Annotated in this window: 17 protein-coding genes; 10 read left to right on the top strand and 7 right to left on the bottom strand. The window is 66.9% G+C overall.

All coding sequences use genetic code 11. The features are described from left to right. The gene (locus FOA17_RS09550) at window positions 1–2,160 is read right to left on the bottom strand and encodes a caspase family protein (protein WP_149141237.1); all 2,160 of its coding nucleotides are present in this window, start codon (window positions 2,158–2,160) and stop codon (window positions 1–3) included. A 99-nt stretch (window positions 2,161–2,259) separates the two neighbouring features. Between FOA17_RS09550 and FOA17_RS20295 the strand changes: the two genes are divergently transcribed. From FOA17_RS20295 to lptB, 8 genes are all read left to right on the top strand, one after another. After that, window positions 2,260–4,500 (top strand): hypothetical protein, encoded by a 2,241-nt coding sequence (locus tag FOA17_RS20295; RefSeq protein ID WP_149141236.1) that lies wholly within the window; start codon window positions 2,260–2,262, stop codon window positions 4,498–4,500. A gap of 83 nt (window positions 4,501–4,583) precedes the next feature. Further along, the gene (locus FOA17_RS09540) at window positions 4,584–4,874 is read left to right on the top strand and encodes a hypothetical protein (RefSeq protein ID WP_149141235.1); all 291 of its coding nucleotides are present in this window, start codon (window positions 4,584–4,586) and stop codon (window positions 4,872–4,874) included. Window positions 4,875–4,881: 7 nt separating this feature from the next. Further along, complete coding sequence (locus FOA17_RS09535) at window positions 4,882–7,152, top strand: glycosyl transferase (protein ID WP_149141234.1); 2,271 nt, start codon at window positions 4,882–4,884, stop codon at window positions 7,150–7,152. Between the two features lie 105 nt (window positions 7,153–7,257). After that, window positions 7,258–7,872, top strand: a complete 615-nt coding sequence (locus FOA17_RS09530) for a ribonuclease D (protein ID WP_149141233.1) — start codon at window positions 7,258–7,260, stop codon at window positions 7,870–7,872. After that, entirely contained in the window at window positions 7,853–8,818 is a 966-nt protein-coding gene (locus FOA17_RS09525; RefSeq protein ID WP_149141232.1) for a KpsF/GutQ family sugar-phosphate isomerase, read from the top strand. Before FOA17_RS09530 ends, FOA17_RS09525 begins: the two co-directional genes overlap by 20 nt. Before the next feature lie 4 nt (window positions 8,819–8,822). After that, on the top strand, window positions 8,823–9,464 hold the full coding sequence (locus FOA17_RS09520; protein WP_149141231.1) for a hypothetical protein: 642 nt from the start codon (window positions 8,823–8,825) through the stop codon (window positions 9,462–9,464). An 8-nt stretch (window positions 9,465–9,472) separates the two neighbouring features. Beyond that, on the top strand, window positions 9,473–9,958 hold the full coding sequence (gene lptA / locus FOA17_RS09515; RefSeq protein WP_149141230.1) for a lipopolysaccharide transport periplasmic protein LptA: 486 nt from the start codon (window positions 9,473–9,475) through the stop codon (window positions 9,956–9,958). Then, entirely contained in the window at window positions 9,958–10,695 is a 738-nt protein-coding gene (lptB, locus tag FOA17_RS09510) for an LPS export ABC transporter ATP-binding protein (RefSeq protein WP_149141229.1), read from the top strand. The genes lptA and lptB overlap by 1 nt, the downstream gene beginning before the upstream one ends. 32 nt (window positions 10,696–10,727) lie before the next feature. Here lptB and FOA17_RS09505 read toward each other — a convergent pair whose 3' ends face one another. Further along, window positions 10,728–12,020 carry a calcium-binding protein gene (locus FOA17_RS09505; RefSeq protein ID WP_149141228.1) on the bottom strand — a complete coding sequence of 431 codons (1,293 nt, stop codon included), beginning with the start codon at window positions 12,018–12,020 and terminating at the stop codon, window positions 10,728–10,730. A gap of 339 nt (window positions 12,021–12,359) precedes the next feature. Here FOA17_RS09505 and hpf point away from each other — a divergent pair, with 339 nt between their 5' ends. Both hpf and FOA17_RS09495 read left to right on the top strand, forming a co-directional pair. Further along, complete coding sequence (hpf, locus tag FOA17_RS09500) at window positions 12,360–12,935, top strand: ribosome hibernation-promoting factor, HPF/YfiA family (protein WP_149141227.1); 576 nt, start codon at window positions 12,360–12,362, stop codon at window positions 12,933–12,935. A 31-nt stretch (window positions 12,936–12,966) separates the two neighbouring features. Further along, complete coding sequence (locus tag FOA17_RS09495) at window positions 12,967–13,431, top strand: PTS sugar transporter subunit IIA (RefSeq protein WP_149141226.1); 465 nt, start codon at window positions 12,967–12,969, stop codon at window positions 13,429–13,431. Between the two features lie 6 nt (window positions 13,432–13,437). Here the strand turns inward: FOA17_RS09495 and FOA17_RS09490 are convergent, their stop codons facing one another. The 5 genes from FOA17_RS09490 to galU are packed head-to-tail and all read right to left on the bottom strand — an operon-like array spanning window position 13,438 to window position 19,720. Continuing rightward, on the bottom strand, window positions 13,438–14,835 hold the full coding sequence (locus FOA17_RS09490; RefSeq protein WP_203232290.1) for a nodulation protein NodH: 1,398 nt from the start codon (window positions 14,833–14,835) through the stop codon (window positions 13,438–13,440). 1 nt (window position 14,836) lies between these two features. Continuing rightward, the gene (locus tag FOA17_RS09485; RefSeq protein ID WP_149141225.1) at window positions 14,837–16,534 is read right to left on the bottom strand and encodes a DUF5927 domain-containing protein; all 1,698 of its coding nucleotides are present in this window, start codon (window positions 16,532–16,534) and stop codon (window positions 14,837–14,839) included. Continuing rightward, window positions 16,531–17,541 carry a glycosyltransferase family 2 protein gene (locus FOA17_RS09480; RefSeq protein ID WP_149141224.1) on the bottom strand — a complete coding sequence of 337 codons (1,011 nt, stop codon included), beginning with the start codon at window positions 17,539–17,541 and terminating at the stop codon, window positions 16,531–16,533. The genes FOA17_RS09485 and FOA17_RS09480 overlap by 4 nt, the downstream gene beginning before the upstream one ends. 37 nt (window positions 17,542–17,578) lie before the next feature. Next, the gene (locus FOA17_RS09475) at window positions 17,579–18,811 is read right to left on the bottom strand and encodes a glycosyltransferase family 4 protein (protein WP_149141223.1); all 1,233 of its coding nucleotides are present in this window, start codon (window positions 18,809–18,811) and stop codon (window positions 17,579–17,581) included. Between the two features lie 9 nt (window positions 18,812–18,820). After that, window positions 18,821–19,720, bottom strand: a complete 900-nt coding sequence (galU, locus tag FOA17_RS09470; RefSeq protein WP_149141222.1) for a UTP--glucose-1-phosphate uridylyltransferase GalU — start codon at window positions 19,718–19,720, stop codon at window positions 18,821–18,823. Window positions 19,721–19,741: the final 21 nt, after the last annotated feature.

Below are 19,741 nucleotides of genomic sequence, written 5' to 3'. Positions count from 1 at the left end.
TCAGAGCCCGTTCTGATCGAGAAAGGTCTTCACCTCGGCCCGGATCGCGGCGACCCGGTCGGCGGGCAGGGTGGCGGCGAGTTCCTCGACCAGCGGGGCGGCCTGCTTTACCCGCCCGGCCTCGGCAAAAAGCGCATTGCGCAGCGCGGCTTCCAGGTCGGGCGGGGCGCCGAAGGCGCCCTTGCGATGGCCCTCGGCCAGTTCCAGATAGCCGATGGCATTGCCGCGCCGGGTGGCGTCCTCGAACAATTGCCGGGCGCGGGGCGGATCGGCCGCGATACCGCCACCGCCCTCCAGATAGAACCGCCCGGCATAGACCGGGGCAAAGCCGTTGCCCATGCCGCGCGCCCGGTCCAGCCAGGCCAGCCCCTGCGCCGCATCCGCCGCGACGCCGCGCCCCGCCAGATAGGCACGGCCCAGATTGGCCATGGCGGTGGTCTGCCCCATCTCGGCGGCCGAACGATAGAGCGCCACCGCTTCCTCTGGCGTGGCGGTGACGCCGGTGCCGTTCATATAGGCGTCGCCAAGTGCGTTCACCGCATGGGGCCACCCCATCGAGGCCGCCAGCCGCAGCCACAAAACGCCTTCCTCGGGGTTCTTCTCCACCCCCTCGCCCAGCAGGAAGGCATTGCCCAGATTGGTGCGCCCGCGCAGATTGCCGCCCTGCGCGGCGCGGGTGTAAAGCGCGAAGGACAGGTCGGGGTCGCGCGCGCCGCCGCGCCCCATGCGGGCATTGAAGCCGCGATTGACCATGGCGGCGCTGTAGCCGCCTTCGATCGCGGCCTCATACCAGGCATTCGCCCAGTCATGGCGCCGCGCCACATCCAGCACCCGCCCGAACTGGAACAGCAGCCGGGGGTTCTGCGGGTCCGCGGCCAGGGCAAAGGCGCAGGCGCGCAGCGCGCGGCGGATGTTCAGATTGGCATCCGACACGCCGGGCGAAAGTTTGTCGGGGTCTACCGGATCGGCGGCCTCCTCGTCGCAATCGGTGGCGCTGGCGGCCAGCCCCGCCTTGGTCGCCGGCAATTGCAGCGGCCAGGTGCGGAAACTGTCGCGCATCACATAGCTGCCCGACTGGTCGATCAGCACCGAGGCGCGGCCCGTCTCGCCCGGATCGGGGCTGGCGGCGCCCATCTCGGTCACGATCTCTTGCGGGCTGAGCCGCACCCCATCGCGCGAGACCGATTGCGCATCGGCACGGGCGAGCGTCTGGCCCTGCCGGTCGCGGGCCTCGGGGGCGTGGGGGCTGTCGGGAAATACCTCGGCAAAGCGGCGGAAATCGTCGGGGTTCACGCTGCCTTGCAGGTAATCCCACAAGACGCCATCCAGCGTCAGCACCGCGCCGCCCTGGGTGCGCACCACCGCGCCCGCCGCAGCATCGGCCGGCACTGGCGCCGCGCGGGTCAGGGCCGGGCGCAGCACCACCGACGATTCGATCGAGCCGGTGATCCAGGGGATCTGCTGCCCCCCCGTGCCCGACCGCACCGCGCGGCGCACGCTGCGGAACACGTCATAAAGATCGGCGCCCGACTGTTGCAGCGCATTGGCCAGCGCGGTCGTATAGGGGCTGTTCACGCCGCCGGCGGAATCGAAGGCCACCTCGCCCGCGCCGGTGGAAAAGGCGATCAGCACCTCGCCACGCGGCGCCTCGACAAAGCTGAAACCGGATTTCAGCTCGCCCTCGGGCGCACTGGCGGCCAGCGCGTTGCGGCAGGCATCGAGGATCACCAGCCGCACCCCGCCGCCCCCCGCCGTCGCCGCGCCCAGCATCCGGCTCAGCGGCAGGCCCGCCCCCGCGATGCCCGCGACCGAGGTGAAATCGGTATCCACCGGCAAAAGCAGGTTCTCGTCCCGGAATTGAAGCCCGTGGCCCGCGTAATAGACCACCGCCACCTCGGCATCGGCCAGCTTTTCCTGCACCCGGTCCAGCAGCAACGGCATCTGCGCGCTGCTCACATCCAGAAACAGCGATACGTCAAAGCCCAGCTCATCCAGCGTCTGCGCCATCAGCCGGGCGTCGCGGTCGGGGTTTTCCAGCGGCGCGCCGGGATAGGCGCTGTTGCCGATGACCACGGCACGGCGCCCCTCGGCCCAAAGCGGCTGGGCGCAGGTCAGGGCGACCAGAAGAACCGGCCAAAGCCGGACAGGATAGCGCGTCATGAAAACACCCGATCGGCAAGAGCGGCAGGGTTTGTTGACACAAGGCCGCCCCGCCCGGATAGTCAAAGCAATAAGCCCATTCTTGTTGAGCCCTTTCAGATGTCAACGAAAATCCCCGGCCCCGATCCGCCGGGCGAGGGGCCGGCCGCCGCCTTTCTGCGTGCCGCCCGCGCCGCCCAGCCGGAATATTTCGCCCGGATGCGCGGCCGTGTCGCGCGGCTGGAAATCAACGAAGCCGAAAGGTTCGCGCGTGCCTTTCTGCGCGATCAGGTGACCGGGCCGCAGGCGCCGCTGGCCGGGGCCGAGGAGGCCATACTGGAGGCGATCGAGGCCGCCCCCCGCGTGCCGGGCCTGGGGCTGGTCGCGGCGGCGCTGCTGGCGATCGGCCGGCAGGATTGGGCCCGCGCCGCCCGGCTGGCCGAACGCGCCTATGCGGGCGACCAGCACGAAACCTTTGCGCAGCGCCTGTTCCTGGCCGCCGAGGAGCGTAGCGCCAGCCTGCGTCTTGGCGTGGATGACTGGTTGCAGGACCGGTTCTGCCCGGCCCCCTTTACCGATCTGGAAATCATCGGCAATGCCGACCTTTACACCTGCTGCGCCGCCTGGTTGCCGGCGCCCATCGGCAATGCCCGGCGCGACGATCCGCTGTCCGCCTGGCAGGGGGCGGCGGCGCGGGAACTGCGCCGCTCGGTGCTGGAGGGCGATTTCGGCCATTGCTCGCGGCTCAGCTGCCCCTATATCGCGCGCCGCAGCCTGCCGCGCCGGGACGAGGTGAAAGATCCCGCCCTGCGCGCGGTGATCGACGGCACCGCCCCCGTGCCAGAGGCGCCGCGTCGGGTGTTGTTGTCCTATGACACGTCCTGCAACCTGTCCTGCCCGTCCTGCCGCAGCGCGCTGATCGCGAAATCGCAGGCCGAGGTGCGCGATCTCGATGCCTTTTACGACGCCCGCGTCGCGCCGCTGCTGGCCGGGGCGACGGCTATCAAGGTCACCGGCAGCGGCGATCCCTTTGGCAGCCGCCATTTCCGCCGCGTGCTGGGCAAGCTGACCACCGCCCCCCCCGTGCCGGGCCAGCCGCGCCTGCAACTGCACACCAATGGCGTGCTGTTCGACCCCCGCGCCTGGGAGCGCCTGCGGCTGGAGGGGCATGTGCGGTCGGTCTGGGTCTCGGTCGATGCGACCGAGGCAGAGACCTATGCGATCCTGCGTCGCGACGGCGATTTCGTCCGCCTGCAACGCAACCTGGATTTTCTGGGCGGGCTGCGGCGCGACGGGCGGATCGGGCAATTGCGGCTGGATTTTGTGGTGCAGGCGCGCAATTTCCGCCAGATGCCGGCCCTGGTGGCGCAGGCGCGGCGGATCGGGGCCGATGGCGTGCATTTCCTGATGCTGCGCAATTGGGGCACCTTTACCCAGGCCGACTATCTGGCCGAGGCCGTGGCGCAAGAGGGTCATCCCGAACATGCTGAACTGCTGCGCCTCTTGGCCGACCCGGTCTTTGGCGCGCCGGATGTCGATCTGGGCAATCTCGCGCCGCTGCGCGCGGCGCCGCCGGTGCCGGCTGTGCCCGCCGCCGCCTTGCCGCCCGTTCTGCTGGTGCTGGGATTGCAGCGGTCAGGCAGCAATCTGCTGTTCGATGCGCTGGAAAGCTGGTCCGACCTGATGGTCCTGCGCGAGGTCTTCAATCCCCGCGCGGCCTATGGGGCGGATGACGCGCTGGTGGCGCATTTGGCGGGCTGGATGGGGCATGACCTGCTGGGGCCGGCCGATCACCGGCTGGTGCGGCGGCTGCGGGGCGATCCGGGCGGGGCGCTGGTGCAACTGCGGCGGGCAGCGGCGGCGCGCGGGGCGGCGGCGGTCGCGATCAAGGTCTTTCCCGGCCATGTGCCAGAGGCGGTGCTGGCTGCGTGGCTGGCCGATCCGGCGATCCAGCCCGTGCTGCTGCACCGCCCGCTGCTCGATTGCTGGATCTCGTGGCAAAAGGCGCGCAGGACCGAACGCTGGGCCAATACCGACACCACCGGCCAGCGGATCGAGGCCGATCCGGCGGCCTTTCTGGATTGGGCGCAGGGCATGCAGGAATGGCAGGACGGGCTGCGCGCCGCGCGGGGCGACCTGCCGCTGGCCGAGATCGACTATGACCGCGATCTGGCGCCGGGGCCGGGGTCGATGCGTGACGCGATCCTGCGGGCGCTGGCAGATTCGGCGCTGGTGCTGGCGCCGCCCGGCCCGTTCCATCTGCGCCATCGCCGGCAGGACCGCAGCACCGACCCGCTTGCCCGCCTGTCCAACCCCGAGGCATTTCGCGCCGCGCTGCGGGACGCGGCCCGTTTTCCTTGACCGCTTTTCGGCGGGGATGTTACGCTTTTCATATTTCAGGTCTCCGTTTTCCGCCCCGCTTTCAGTCACGGAAGGAATTGCCCATGCGCAGATATCTCTTGCCGCTCTGGCTTTCGGTCTCGGCCCTGGTCATCGCGGCTTGCCAGCCGGTGCTGGATCCGAACTGCAAACCCACCGAGGCCGAGAAAAAGGCCTGGGCCGGCGCACAGCGCGCGAAAAGCGCCGATGCCTATCGCAAGTTCCTGAGCGCCTATCCCGACAGTTGCTATGCCGCGATGGCGACGAATGCGCTGCGCAAGCCGGTCGCGCCGGTCACGGCGCGGCGGCTCAATGATGGCGGGGGCTTTGCGCCCGGGGGCGCCGATCCTTACTGAGCGCATGATGCCACCGCCCGCCCCTGTGCATTTCGATCTCGTGCATGCGGGCGATCCGCGGTATCGCGGCGGCACGGCCTCGGCCCTGCGGGGCGAGATTGCTTTGGCGCATGGCTGGGGTTTGCGCGCCGCGCTGCTTCCGTTTCTTGGCCGCCGGGGCGGCAAGGTGCAGGGCTTTGACCCGCGCATCGTGGCGCTGATGGATGCGACGGGGTTTCCGCTGCTGGATGCCGCGACCCCGGCCAGTTGCGACATCCTGCTGGCGCATCATCCGCATGTGTTTCAGACCATGCCCGACCGCCCGGTCGCGCTGCGCCCGGCGCGGGTGGTGCTGGTGCTGCATCATCCGCCGGTCGATGCGGCGGGGGTGGCGCAATATGATCTGGACCGGGTGATCCGCAATCTGGAGCGGGTCTTTGCCGTGCCGGTGCAGCTCGCGCCGATCAGCGCGCTGGTGCGGGCGCAGCTGCTGCGGCTGGGGCAGGATCCGGCGCGGATGCTGGCGCATGATCTGTGGAATGTCATCGACATGGTGGAATATCCGCCGCGCGACCGCCCGCCGCCCCGCGCGCAGGCGGTGATCGGGCGCCATTCCCGCGCCGATCCGATGAAATGGCCCGCCGACCCGGAGGCGATTCGTGCCGCCTGGCCCGACGATCCGGGGCTGGAGGTGCAGATCCTCGGCGCCGCCCCGCTGCCCGGCGGCATGGCGCGCCCGGCGAACTGGACTGTGCTGCCCTTTCGCGAGGAAGGGGTGGACGACTTTCTGTCGCGGCTGGATTTCTATGTCTATTTCCATCATCCCGACTGGGTGGAGGCCTTTGGCATCGCCGTGGCCGAGGCGTTGGCCAAGGGGCTGGTCTGCATCCTGCCCCCGTCATTCAAGCCGCTTTTCGGCGCCGGCGCGGTCTATGCCGAACCGGCCGAGGTGCGCGGGATCCTGGCGCAGTTCATGGCGCGGCCCGACGAATATGCCCGCCAGTCGCGCGCCGCGCGGGCGATGATCGACGAACGCTATTCGATCGAGGCGGGGAAGGGGCGGTTGCAACGGCTCTGGTCCGATCTGGGGCTGGAACTGCCGCGCGATCTGGCGCTGCGCACCGAGGCCGAGGAACGCCCCGGGGCCGTGCCGCCCGCGCCGCTGCCCGCGCTGGTCGCGGCACCGCCGCCTTGCCGGGTGCTGCTGGTCTGTGGCAATGGCATCGGGCTGGGCCATGTGACGCGGCTGATGGCCATCGCCCGCCGCCTGCCCGCCTGGGTGGAGCCGGTCTTCCTGACCCTGTCGCTGGGCACCGAGATTCTGCGCGCCCAGGGCTTCAGCGCCGAATATGTCGCGACCCATATGAAACAGGGCGTTACCGGAGCCGGCTGGAACGAGGCCTTTGCCCTGGAATTGCGTGCCCTGCTGGATGCGACGGGCGCGCGGATGGTGGTCTTTGACGGCAATGACGCCTTTCCGGCCATCCGCGCGCTGATCCCGCATCGGCGCGATGTCGCCTGGGTCTGGCTGCGGCGTGCCCTTTGGCAGGAACATCATCAGATCAACCCGGCCACGCTGCCGCTGTTCGACATGATCATCGAGCCGGCCGAACTGGCGGGCGACGAGGATCGCGGCCCGACGCGGCAAGAGGGCCGGGTCGAACGGGTGGGCACGATCCTGCTTCATGATCCGGGCGATTGCCTGCCGCGGGCAGAGGCTGCCGCCCGGCTGGGGCTTGATCCGGCGCGCAAGGCGGTGCTGCTGCAACTGGGCTCCAGCCGGAATTTCGACATGGCGCCGCTGCGCCGCGCCGCGTTGGCCGCCCTGCGCGGCATGCCCGAGGTGCAGGTGCTGGAAATCGCCAATCCGCTGGCCAGCCCGCCCGAGCCCGCGCCGGACGATCCGCCCCGCCGCGCGGTGTTTCCGCTGGCCCCGCTGGGCCGGGCGATGGATCTGCTGATCACCGCGCCCGGCTATAACAGCTTTCACGAGGCGGTGTTCGGCGCGGTGCCGGCGCTGTTCGTGCCCAATCAGGACGGGATCATGGATGACCAGCCCCTGCGCGCCGCCTATGCCGCCAGCACGGGCCTTGGCCTTGCGCTGACCGTGGCCGGGGGCGCGCGGGTGGGCGGGCTGATCCGGCAGGGGCTGACGCCGGAATTTGCACAATCCGTCGCGGCCCGCGCGGCCCGCCTGCCCCCGCCCCGCGGCGCCGAGGAAACCGCCCGGCTGCTGGTGGAACTGCTGCTGTCGGTGCGCACCGACCGGCCGCTGGCCACGGGGCAGGCCCGGCTCTAGCCGCGGTGGCGCCGATCCGCGCGCGGGCGCCGCCTGCCGATTGGCCCCGTTGACCCTGCCCCCTGCCGGGTCTATCCCCGATCCATGCTGCCAGCGGAGGCTTCCTTGACGATCTACCTGCACAAGTCCGACCTGCCCGACGGGCTTGACCTTGGCCCCGTGGTGGCCATCGACACCGAAACGATGGGCCTCGACCCGCGCCGCGACCGGCTTTGCGTGGTGCAGCTTTCCTCGGGCAATGGCGATGCGCATCTGGTGCAGATCGCCAAGGGCCAGACCCGCGCGCCCAATCTGGAACGGATGCTGACCGATCCGGCGGTGATCAAGCTGTTCCATTTCGGCCGCTTTGACATTGCCGCGCTGCAAAAGGCCTTTGGCGTGACCACCGCGCCCGTCTGGTGCACCAAGATCGCGTCGAAACTGATCCGCACCTTCACCGACCGGCACGGGCTGAAATACCTGCTGGCCGAGCTGGTCGGCGTCGATGTGTCGAAGCAGCAGCAGACAAGCGACTGGGGCGCCGAGGTGCTGACCGAGGCGCAAAAAGACTATGCCGCCTCGGACGTGCTGTATCTGCACAAGCTGAAAGACGCGCTGGAACAGCGGCTGATCCGCGAAGGGCGACTTGAACTGGCGCAGAAGTGTTTCGATTTTCTTCCCACGCGGGCAGAACTCGATCTGCTGGGCTGGGAGGAACCGAATGACCTTTTCCACCACTGATTTTCTGGCCATCGGTCGCCGGGTGATCCGGCGCGAGTCAGAGGCGCTTGACCTGCTGGCCGATCAGCTGGGCGACAGTTTCACCGCCGCCGTTCAGGCCATTCTGGGCGCGCAGGGCCGGGTCATTGTCTGCGGCATGGGCAAATCGGGCCATATCGCGCGCAAGATCGCGGCGACCTTCGCCTCGACCGGCACCCCGGCGCAATTCGTCCATCCGGGCGAGGCCAGCCATGGCGACCTTGGGATGGTGACCGAGGGCGATGTGGCGCTGGTGCTTTCCAATTCCGGCGAGACGCCGGAACTGGCCGATATCATCGCCCATACCAGACGTTTCGGCATTCCGCTGATCGGCGTGGCGGGGCGCGAGGGATCGACCCTGCTGCGCCAGTCGGATGTGGCGATCCTGCTGCCCGCCGCGCCCGAGGCTTGCGAAACCGGCATCGTGCCCACCACCTCGACCACGATGACCCTGGCGCTTGGCGATGCGCTGGCGGTGGCGTTGATGGAGCATCGCCAGTTCACGCCCGAACATTTCCGCGTGTTCCACCCCGGCGGCAAGCTGGGCGCAAAGCTGGCCACCGTGCGCCACCTGATGCATCAGGACGTGCCGCTGGTGTCTGAGGATACCCCGATGGGCGAGGCCCTGCTGGTGATGAGCCAGAAGGGCTTTGGCGTGGTGGGCGTGACCCGCGCCGATGGCGGGCTGGCCGGCATCGTCACCGATGGCGACCTGCGGCGCCACATGCGCGGGTTGCTTGACCTGACCGCCGCGCAGGTGATGACGGCGAACCCCCGCACCATCGGCCCCGAGGCCCTGGCGACCCGCGCCGTCGGCATCATGCAGGATCGCAAGATCACTGCGCTGTTCGTCGTCGATCCCGAGGGATCGGCGGATGTGGTGGGGCTGATCCACATCCATGACTGCCTGCGCGCAGGGGTGGTGTGATACCATGGGGGGGCGCGACGGGCATTCGCGACTGGTGGGCTGGCTGAAAGTGGCCTTGCCGCTGCTGGCGCTGGCGATCCTGTCGAGCCTGTTTCTGGTGGCCCGCACCATCGACCCCGAAGGCGCCATCACCTTTTCCGAGGCCGAGCTGGCCGACCGCCTGCGCGAGCCGCGCGTGACCGCCCCCGCCTTTGCGGGCGTGACGCGCGATGGCGCCACGGTGACGGTGACGGCGGCCATGGCCAAACCCGCGACCGAAGGCGGCGCCTCGGCCGAGGAGGTGCGCGCCCAGCTGGAAACCCCCGATGGCGCAAGGTCGGTGCTGACGGCGGGGGCGCTGGCGCTGGCGCAGGATGGCAAGACGGCCACCCTGCGCGGCGGCGTGTTGCTGGCGCATTCGCTGGGCTATGAATTCCGCACCGACAGCATGGTCCTTGAACTGGATCGCACCGGCGCCCAAAGCGAAGGCGCGGTCGAGGGTTTCGGCCCGCTCGGGCGGCTGACTGCGGGTCAGATGACCCTGTCGCAGCCCGAAGCGGGGCGCCCCGACTATCTTCTGGTTTTCAACAAGGGCGTCAGCCTGATATACCAACCCGGCGCGGCCGAGGGCGCTTCTGCCCCGTCTTCCGCGGTATCTTCCGATTGAGGCCGATCATGTTTCGCCCCCTGCTTTTGACACTGTTCTGTGCGCTGGCCCCCCTGACCGTCGCGGCCCAGAACGCCAATGTCAGCTTTGGCGGGCTCAAGCAGGATACCCGCCTGCCGGTCGAGGTGAAGGCAGAGACGCTGAACGTCAATCAGGCCGACGGATCGGCCACCTTTACCGGCAATGTCCGGGTGGCGCAGGGCGAGATGCGGCTGGCGGCGCAAAGCGTGCGGGTCGAATATGGCGAAAGCGGCAAGAGCATCGAAAAGCTGCATGCCACCGGCGGGGTGACCCTGGCCTCGGCCACCGATGCCGCCGAGGCGAAAGAGGCGGTCTATACCATCGCCACGGGTCTGGTGGTGATGACCGGCGATGTGCTGCTCACCCAGGGGAAAAGCGCGATTTCCGGGCAGAAACTGGTGATCGACCTCAAGGCCGGGACCGGCCGGATGGAGGGGGGCGTCTCCACCATCTTTGTGCCGGGTGGCAATTGATGCCCGAAAAGACCGAAGGCTTGCAGGTGCGCAACCTGCGCAAGAGCTACAAGAAACGCCCGGTGATCCGCGACGTGTCAATGCGGCTGGACCGGGGCGAGGTGGTCGCGTTGCTGGGGCCGAACGGATCGGGCAAGACCACCTGCTTTTATTCCATCGCCGGTCTGGTGACGCCCGAAGGCGGCGAGGTGATCATCGACGGCAAGGATGTGACCGCCCTGCCGATGTATCGCCGCGCCCGGCTGGGGGTCGGCTATCTGCCGCAGGAAATGTCGATCTTCCGGGGGCTCTCGGTCGAGGATAACATCATGGCCGTGCTGGAAATCCGCGAGCGCGACGGCCACAAGCGGCGCGAGCGGCTGGAGGAGCTGCTGTCGGAATTTTCGATCACCCATCTGCGCCGCGCGCCAGCGCTGGCGCTGTCGGGCGGTGAACGGCGCCGGGTGGAAATCGCGCGCTGTCTGGCGGCGGATCCGAAATATCTGCTGCTGGACGAACCCTTTGCCGGCGTCGATCCCATTGCCGTGGGCGAGATCCGGCATCTGGTGCAGGATCTGAAATCGCGCGGGCTGGGCGTGCTGATCACCGATCACAATGTGCGCGAAACGCTGGAGATCGTGGACCGCGCCTATATCCTGCATGACGGTCATGTGCTGATGAGCGGCACGACCGAAGAAATCGTGCAGGACGAAACGGTGCGCCGCGTCTATCTGGGCCAGAATTTCCGCATGGTCTGAGGGGGGCGCCCCTTGGCGCCCCGCCGCTGCGGTTACAGAACGATGTCGCGTTCGGTCAGCGCGGGGGCGCCAAAGATCTGGATCTGGAAATCGGCCGCCCCGTCGCCGTTGATGTCGCCGGCCAGCGTGCCGCCAGAATAGCGAAGCTGCCCTGCAACGCGGGTGAAAGCCCCGCCCTGGATGAAGGTGAAGCCCTGATCGCCCGCCAGCGCGGTATTGGCGTCGATCTTGTTCAGCACGATTGTGTCATCCCCGGGCCGGAAATCACGGATCAGGTCGCGGCCGCTTCCCACGCCCGCCCCGGCGGTCGTCTGGAACAGGAAGTCGTCGGCGCCGCTGCCCCCCAGCAACAGATCCTTGCCCGTGCCGGCAACCAGCGTGTCATCGCCATCGCCCCCGCGCAGCACATCGGCGCCATCGCCATCATAGATCACATCGTCGCCCGCGCCGCCGCGCAACAGATCGTCGCCATTGCCGCCAAAGAGAACGTCGTCACCCAGGCCCGAAGTGATCAGGTCATTGCCATTGCCGCCATAGATGTTGCCCTGCACGTTGCCATTGGCCCCGCGCAGCACGTCATTGCCGTCGCCGAGCATCACGTCGCGCAGCAGGGTGCCGGTGTTGACCACGCTGTCATTGCCGCCGCCCATGTCCAGCTTGCCGGTGATGCGGCCGGAATTCAGCACCGTGCCGACCCCGTTGGACAAAAGGATCGCCCCGACGATACGCGCGGAATTGTCGATATTGACGATATTGCCGGCGTCCGAATTGGTATCGTGAATGGCGATGCGCAGGTTGTTGGGCGCCGGCAGCGCGGTATTGAGCGACCCCTTGATCAGCCCGGTATTGGTGATGTCGATCACCCCCACGCCAATATAGCTCAGCCGGATCGCCGCGGCCGGCTCGCCAAAGAACAGGCTGCCCCGGCCGGTCGCAAGGATCTGCCCGGAATTGTCGATTGTTGCAGAAATGCTGTTGCAGTAGATCCCGCTGCCGCCGCGCACAATGCCGGCATTGTCGATCACCGTGGAATCGCCGCTGGTATAGACTGCCGCGCTCCAGTCGCGGGAAACGATGCTGACGGCTGCCGCGTCACCGATGGCAATGACCGAACTGTTGCCATAGGACTGAATGGCGTTGATGTCCGAGTAACACTCGATCCGCCCCTCGACCAGCATGGATTGGCTGTTGCCATAGCCATAGATCGCGCCGGTGGAGGCGACGATGCGCACCCCGCTCGCGATCAGGCAGACGGAGCCGCCGTCGGAGCCGAGATTATAGGCGACGCCAATGGTGGCGCTGGTCGTGATGATCTGATTGGGCATGATGCATACCTGAAAAAAAGCAACAGAAAGTCGGGGAGATTGGCAATTGCGGCGGCATTATAGCGGTGCCAATGGGCTTGGCAATCGACCGCCGAGGCGCGGCCGAACCGACGGCCCGAAGCCGCCGCTCCGTCGCAGGAAGCCATTGACAAAGCCCGGTCCGCTGCCGCCAAATACCCAGGATGCGTGCGAGAACCGCCCCCCTATCCATCCGCCCCGCGGCAGGGATTTTCCTTCCGAAGGCTGGTGCTTGCGCGGTGGCGGCCCCATGTCAAATTCATCAGTCGGAAACCCTGCATGATGCAGGATATGCCGGACTGTCATCGCGAAGGAGGAGCCATGCGGTATCAGATCAGCGGTAAACAGATCGACATCGGTGAGGCGCTGCAAACCCATGTCAAAGCCGAACTGGGCGAGGTGATCGAAAAATATGCCCAGCGGCCGACCGATGCCGTGATCGTGTTTTCCAAGAATGCGCATGAGTTTGTTTGCGAGTCGACCGTTCACCTGTCCACCGGCCTGAATGCCGCCGCCAAGGGCGCCGCGGGCGAAATCTACGCCGCTTTCGAGGCCTGCCGCGAACGTCTGGACAAGCAGTTGCGCCGTCACAAGCGCCGCCTGCGCGACCATCACAACCGCCGCACGGCCCCTGTTGAATTCGACGGAGGTTCCGCCTATATCCTCGCCCCGACCGAAGAGGGTGACGATGCCGATGCCGGCGCGCTGCAACCTGTCGTCATCGCCGAGATGGAAACGAAGATTCCTTCGATCACCGTCGGCGAGGCCGTGATGCAGCTGGAACTGGCGGGGCAGAAGATGCTTGTCTTCCGGAACGAAGGACATGGGGGCGTGAACGTCGTTTACCGTCGTGATGACGGCAATATCGGCTGGATCGACCCGCGCAACAGCAAGTGACGCGCCGCCGGGCGCCGGATGGACGACCCTGATGGAACTTTCGAAGATACTTGATCCGCAAGCCGTCAGGGTTGTCAGCCAGATGACCAGCAAGAAGCGTCTCTTCCAGGAAGTGGGAGAGATCGCCTCGCAGGCCTACAAGCTCAATGCGCTTGTGGCCATCGACGGCTTGCAGGAACGCGAAAGCCTTGGCCCGACTGGTGTGGGCCATGGCATCGCGTTGCCGCATGCCCGGCTGGAGGAGGTGCAGGGCATTGTCGGCGTGTTCCTGCGTCTGGAAAAGCCGCTGGATTATGACAGCGTGGACCGTCAGCCGGTCGATCTGGTCTTTGGCCTGTTCGCGCCCAAGGAATCGGGGGTGGACCATCTGAAGGCACTGGCGCTGGTCAGCCGCACCATGCGCGATGCCGGCATCTGCGCCAAGCTGCGCGCCAATACCGATCCGGCCAAGCTTTACGCCATTCTGACCGAAAGCCGCAGCTCGGCCGCCGCCTGACGGCGGTCAGCCCTTCCAGCCGCCAAATCCAAAGGCAAGGTAGTCGCGCTGATAGGCGTCGCGCGCGGCGTCCTGCACCTCTTTGTCGGCGATGTCGCGCAGGGCAAAGGGCAGGGCGGGCGCGGTATCGGGCCGCAATTCGGGCGCGGTGATGCCCGTTTCTGCGGCAAGGAAGGCCAGCCCCTCGGCCAGCCGCTCCTCGCGCAGCACAAGGTCGGGCGTCTGGAACTGCGCGAAACCTTGCAACACGGCGCTCTGGCTGGCCAGGGCGGGGTCGATCTTCTGCCCGGTCTGCCCGCCCAGATAGATCCGCAACCAGCGCAGAAAGGCCAGAAATCCCGTCCGATGCGCCTCGGGCGTCACCTCGGCCCCGCGCGGCAGATCCAGCCCATAGGCCTTGGTCAGCAGGCGATAAAGATCATTCTGCCCGTCCAGCACCAGGCGACAATAGCCGTCATGCGCCCGTGCCAGCGGATGCCGCAACACGGTAAAGCCGCGATGCGCGCCGGTCTGCCGCTTCCATTGGCGCAGGGTCTTTTGCACGAAATCGCCGACGATCCCGCCCTTGCCGATGCGGCCCAGCCAGTCGGCCACCTGCGCCTCGGGCGCGCCCTTGACCGGCATGAACAGCAAGGGCGCATCGGCCGCCGCGACAAAACCCGGAATGCCGGGCGCGCGGCGGGGTTCGAAATTCGGGGTGCGGCTGAGGTTGAACCGATCGAGCCGGGCCAGCGCGGCCTCCATCTCGGCCGGGTTCAGCACCTTGTCGGTGACCTCTTCGGGGTTCTGTTTCTTGAGCCTGGGGTCCAGCCCCTCCAGTCGGGCGGGCACGCCCAGAAAGGCCGCGAGGCCGTTCAGCACCGCAAGATCGTTCAGATCGTCATAGTCGATGTAAAAGGCGGTCTGCCCGGTCACCTGCAAACCGCGCAACAGCATGACCTGAAACGCCTGCGCATCCTGCAAATGCGCCTCGAACTCGGATGCGGAAAAGCCGATCCGCGTGGTTTTCAGGTTCTTGGCATTGGTCAGCCGCCACTGATCGGTCGCCTGCGCGATCTTCAGGCTGACATAGCTTTCGATCGGGTTGCGGGTCAGGATGATCTTGGCGCAACCCGGATCGGCCAGCACTTCGGCGATCACCCGCGCGTCGTGATCGTGAAAGCAGCGAAAGCCGGCCAGCCCCTCGGTCTGGTCGCGCATCGCCGCCAGCACCCGCAGCGGATCGGCCTCGCGCGCGGCAAGGTCATGGCCAAACAGCGCAAGATTATCCTTCTTGCCCATGAAATGCGGGTTGAACACCTCGCCATGGCAGGTCACGCCGGGCAGGGCGTTCAGATTGGCCTCCAGAAAGTTGGAGCCGGTGCGCATTTCGGCGAACATCACGAAGGAATGGAAATCGGCCACGTCATTTCACCAGATAGGGGCGGCCCCGCCGCGTGGTCAGCGGGCGCGGGTCGTCGCCGGCCGGGAAATCGCCCATCAGCACCGGCTGCATGCCCTGATTGCGCAGGTTTTGCAGGAACTGGCCAAAGCCGGTCAGGTCGGCCATGCGCGGCGCCTCGGTCAGGCGGCGCAGGCTGCGGGGGCTGATCTCGTCGATGATGGTCTGCAACGGCTCCATCGGGTTTTCGACGAATTCGGCCAGCGTCCAGATCCGCACCTTAGCCTTGGCATCGGCGGCGCGCAGCACCTCCAGATGCGCGGCCTCGATCTTTTGCAGCCGCGCGGCCTGCTTGCGGATTTCACCGAAATTCGCGTTGGCGTGGAACAGCGGCACCGCCCAGGCCCCCGAGATGACCGAGATCTGCGCATTCGGGTCGCGCGCGAGGAACGGCGCGATCTTCTGCCGGTCGCCGGGGCCGAACTGGAAACACTGCCGCTCGCCCCGGGTGTTCCAGATCAGGCTGCCCAGAAAACCGCGCGGATTATAGTCGCGCAGCGCCGGCGCATCGCAAAGCGCCCCGTTATAGACCGTCTCGCCGCCGGCGAAGGCCACGCGGTCCGGCGCGAAAAGATGGCCATGCACCCGGGTTCCTGCCACCTTGCCCAGCCAGATGTCGAAATTCTCGAACAGGTCGGCAAAGCCCTCGAACACCGAATAGGGCGCGGCGGTCATGCCGTTTTCCCAATTGGCGCGCGGATAGCGGCTTTGCATGTAGAGCCCGGCGCGGCCCTTGGTCCGCCGCTCCACCGCCTTGGCGAACAGCCGGTCGATTTTGCCCGGATTGGGTTCGCCAGAGGCCTGCCCCCCGGCATCGTCGGACAGGAAGGTGCGATAGAGCCTGTCGGCCTGCGGCCAGATCTTGCGCGCCACGAAACAGTCGGATTTGCGCAGCAATTGCAGGTGATCGTCGTAAAAGATATGCGGCTTGCCCTGGAAATCGAACTTCGACAGCGTGAGCGACCGGCTTTCCACATTGGCCGAGACCTGCCGCACCAGCGTCTGAAAATAGCTTTCATCCGGGATCCAGACCCGCCGGAAATAGCGGTCATGTTCGGCCCGGTCGGGGCTTTCCAGAATGGTGCTGAGCGTCTGGCGGGTCAGGCACCACCATTGGCTGCCCAGATGCGGCACCAGCCCCTTGGGGATACGCCTGCGAAAGCCCAGACGGCGTTGCAGGCGCACATAGCTGTCGAACAGGTGGCGCTGCTTGCGCCAGGAAAACGGAAAACGCAGGGTAAAGCGTTCGATGTTAAGCCCGCCGACAGTCCAGCCGACATCCTCGGTCGTGACGCTTTCGATGAAATCGGTGCGCGGGCGCGCATCGAGATAGGCGACCAGTTCCTGCACCGGCCGCAAGGGCAGGCAGGAGCCGGAGGCCAGATAGACATGCCGAACCCCCGGAAAATCGCGCAGCATCAGCGTGGCGGCGGCCTGGGTCGCGGCGACCAGCCCCCAGGTGCCCCATTCGCAGGCAAAGCGCGTGCTGAAGCGGATATCGGCCACGCCCTCCAGCGACTGCCGCATGCGGTCAAAGGCCGTGCGTTTCACCCGGCGATCGACATGGATCACCACCGGGCAGCCGCGTTCCGCCCAGTGGCGCGCCACCTGGGCGGCGCGGTCCAGTGCGGTATGGCACAGCATGACGAAGCCGACGCTCATGCCCAGTTGCCCTTCGACATCAGGCCCAGAATCTCCAGCTGGCGCCAGTTGATGTATTTCTCGCTCCACTTGCACCAGAAATCCGGGCTGGCGGCCATGCCTTCCTGATAGGCGCGGTATTCGTGGCTGTTGGCGTAATGCTGCTTGCGCGCCAGTTCTTCCTGCGCCTTCTGGGTGAAGGTGTCGATGAACTTCGCGTGCAGCAGGCAGCCCGAGGCTTTTTCGCCGCCCCATTCGTCATAGACGAGGTTCAGCCCGCGCGGCAGCAGCATATGGGTCGAGCTGACATAGGCATAGTCGCGATCCCATTTCACCAGCGGGATCTTGTTCAGCGCAGGCGCGCGTTCGGGGTTGTCGGTAAAGAACATCCGCGCGCGCGGGCCGCCCTGGATCCACAGGTTTCCATAGGCGGCGTTGCGGGTCATGGTGTAATTGCCGCTGTCGAACCAATTGGCGATTTCCAGCGGATCCTGCCCTTCGCGGTAGGGGTGCTGGCTGATCGGGCCCTTGGGATACATGTCAAGCATCATGGCGGAAAACGACCGGATCGAGCTGGCATCGAGCCAGTCGGTCAGCGCGCGCAGCGGGCGGGTGTCGCAGAACGGATAGACCAGGAATTCGTCGGGATCGACGACCACGGTCCAATGCCCATGCCCGTAGCGCATCAGCAGCCAGTTCACCCAATCGACGCCAAAGCGCGACCGTTTATAGCCGGCAGAGGTGGCCCAGACCGAGACATCAGCCTGTTCCGCCAGATATTCGCGCGACCCGTCATCGCTGTCATTGTCCACGAAAAGGAAATGATTGATGCCAAGGTCACGGTAGTAGCGCAGGAACCAGGGCAGGCGCACCTTTTCATTGCGGACGGTCGAGACGAGCAGCAGGTCATCGGGGCGGATATTGACCACGCGGCTGACCACGGGCCGCAGTTCCCTCCGCTTGCGGAAGGCCCTGATGCGCCAGCGTTTGCGTGCCAGCCGCAGCCGGTATGTCGTCAGTATGCCCAAGCCCCGTTCACCCTGGCCGAAAGTTTCTTCCAGCCTGTCAGACGATGTTTAAGACAGCGTTGAAATGTGCGTCCCATGTTGGGGCGATCCAGCGCCGCGTCATCGTTCCTTTGCCACCCACACCCTTGTCCGTTAGGCGTTCTACCCCGGAAAGTCGTTCAATTGTTTCCAACCAAGAATAAACATCCGTCGGCTTCAGGTAAACCGGATAGTCACCCAGCATTTCGCGCAACACCGGCAGGTCGCTGACACAGACCGGCGCGCCCAGGCTTGCCGCCTCCATCGGGGGCAGGCCAAAGCCCTCGACATGGCTGGGAAACAGCAGCCCCTGCGACGCCTGAATCAGCCCGGACAGCGCCGCATCGCCCAGACCCGCCACCTCGATCACGCCGGCGGGGCGGGAGTCGAGCGCCTGAAACACCGCCATGTTGCGCCAGCCGCGGCTGCCGGCGATCACCAGTTGCGGCAGTTGCGGCAGTTGCGCGGGCGGCAGGCGGCGGGCCAGCTCCGCCCAGACCGCGAGAAGCAGTGCGTGGTTCTTGCGCGGCTCGATCGTGCCGACGGTCACGAAAAACCGGCGGGACGGGTCAAGCCCCGGCACCTGATACGCCCCCGGCGCGGCGGCGGTGATGCCCAGCGGCGCGACGATCCCCGGCGGCACCCGCCCCAGCCGCGCCAGATGCGCCTCGGTCACGGCGCGCGTGGCTGCGGCGCTATGCACCACCAGATCGGCCCGGGCGGACACCGCGGCCAGCTTGCGCGTAAAGACGGCCGGGATATCGGCCCGGGTGAATTCCGGGTGATCCAGCGGGATCGTGTCATGGATCAGCACCACCACCGGCCCGCGCAGCGCCGCCATCACGCGCGGCGTCAGGTTGGAATGGCCCATGTTGAAATAGGCGGTCTCTGCCGGCAGGCGGCGCAGCAGACGCGGCAGCCCCGGCACGGCACAGCGCGCAAGGGCAATCCGGCGGATCTCGGCCTCGGCCCGGGCGCGCAGCGCGTCCCCCCGGCGGCTCAGCCGGCCGATCAGGTCGGGCGGGCCCAGCGGCGCGCCATCGGTCAGCGCCAGCACCCGCCGCACCCCGGCGGCATCCAGCAGGGCAAAGCCCCAGGCGTTGCGCACCAATGCAAAAAGGGGGGCGCCCTGTATGGCGTCCCCCTTCAGCAAATGTTCGGCCCAGGCCCGTTCGACCCGATCGACACCCGTCAGCGCCGGCCGCCCCAGACGCGAGACCAGCCGCGTCAGATCGAGCAGGCGCGGCGTCACCCCATGCCCTTACTGCGCGGCCTTCTGCTGCGCGATCACGTCATGCAGATAGGTGGTGAATTCGTCGCGCAGATCGGGGCGCGACATGCCGAAGGCGACGGTGGCCTGAAGGAAGCCGGGCTTGGAGCCGCAATCGTAGCGCTGCCCGCGGAAGCGATAGCCATAGACGCCGGTCCCTTCGGGCCCGATTTCCTCGGCGATGGCGTCGGTCAGCTGGATTTCGCCCCCCGCGCCCTGCTTCATCTTGTTGAGGTTGTTCATCACCTTGGGCGATAGGATATAGCGCCCGATCACCGCAAGGTTCGACGGCGCCTCATCGGCCTTGGGCTTTTCGACCATGCCCTTGGCGCGGACCATGGTGCCCATGTCTTCCTCGATGTCCAGCACACCATAGCTGGAGGCCTTGGCGGGCGGCACTTCCATCGCGGCGACCATGTTGCCGCCGGTCTGCTCATAGGCTTCGACCATTTGTTGCAGACAGGGTTTTTCCGCCGCGATCACGTCATCGGGAAGCAGCACGGCAAAGGGTTCGTTGCCGACCAGACGCCGGGCGCACCACACGGCATGGCCCAGGCCCATCGGCCGGTTCTGCCGGACATAGGCGATGGCGCCGCTATCCATGTTGGTGGTCTTGAGAATGTCCAGAAGCTCGGTCTTGCCGCCGCGTTTCAGCGTGCTTTCCAGCTCGGGCGCGTGGTCGAAATAATCCTCCAGCGCGGATTTCCCGCGCGAGGTGACGAAGATGAATTCCTTGATCCCGGCGGCGCGCGCCTCGTCGATGGCGTATTGGATCAGCGGCCGGTCCACCAGGGTCATGATTTCCTTGGGGATCGACTTGGTGGCCGGAAGAAAGCGCGTGCCCATACCCGCAACCGGGAAAACCGCCTTCGTGACCTTTCTCGACTTCATGTTCAGCTCGATTCTGTAATC

Source organism: Gemmobacter caeruleus (assembly GCF_008271655.1).
Classification (GTDB): Bacteria; Pseudomonadota; Alphaproteobacteria; order Rhodobacterales; family Rhodobacteraceae; genus Gemmobacter; species Gemmobacter caeruleus.
The sequence above is the reverse complement of the archived record's forward strand: the minus strand, read 5'-3'. Positions and strand labels throughout refer to the sequence as shown.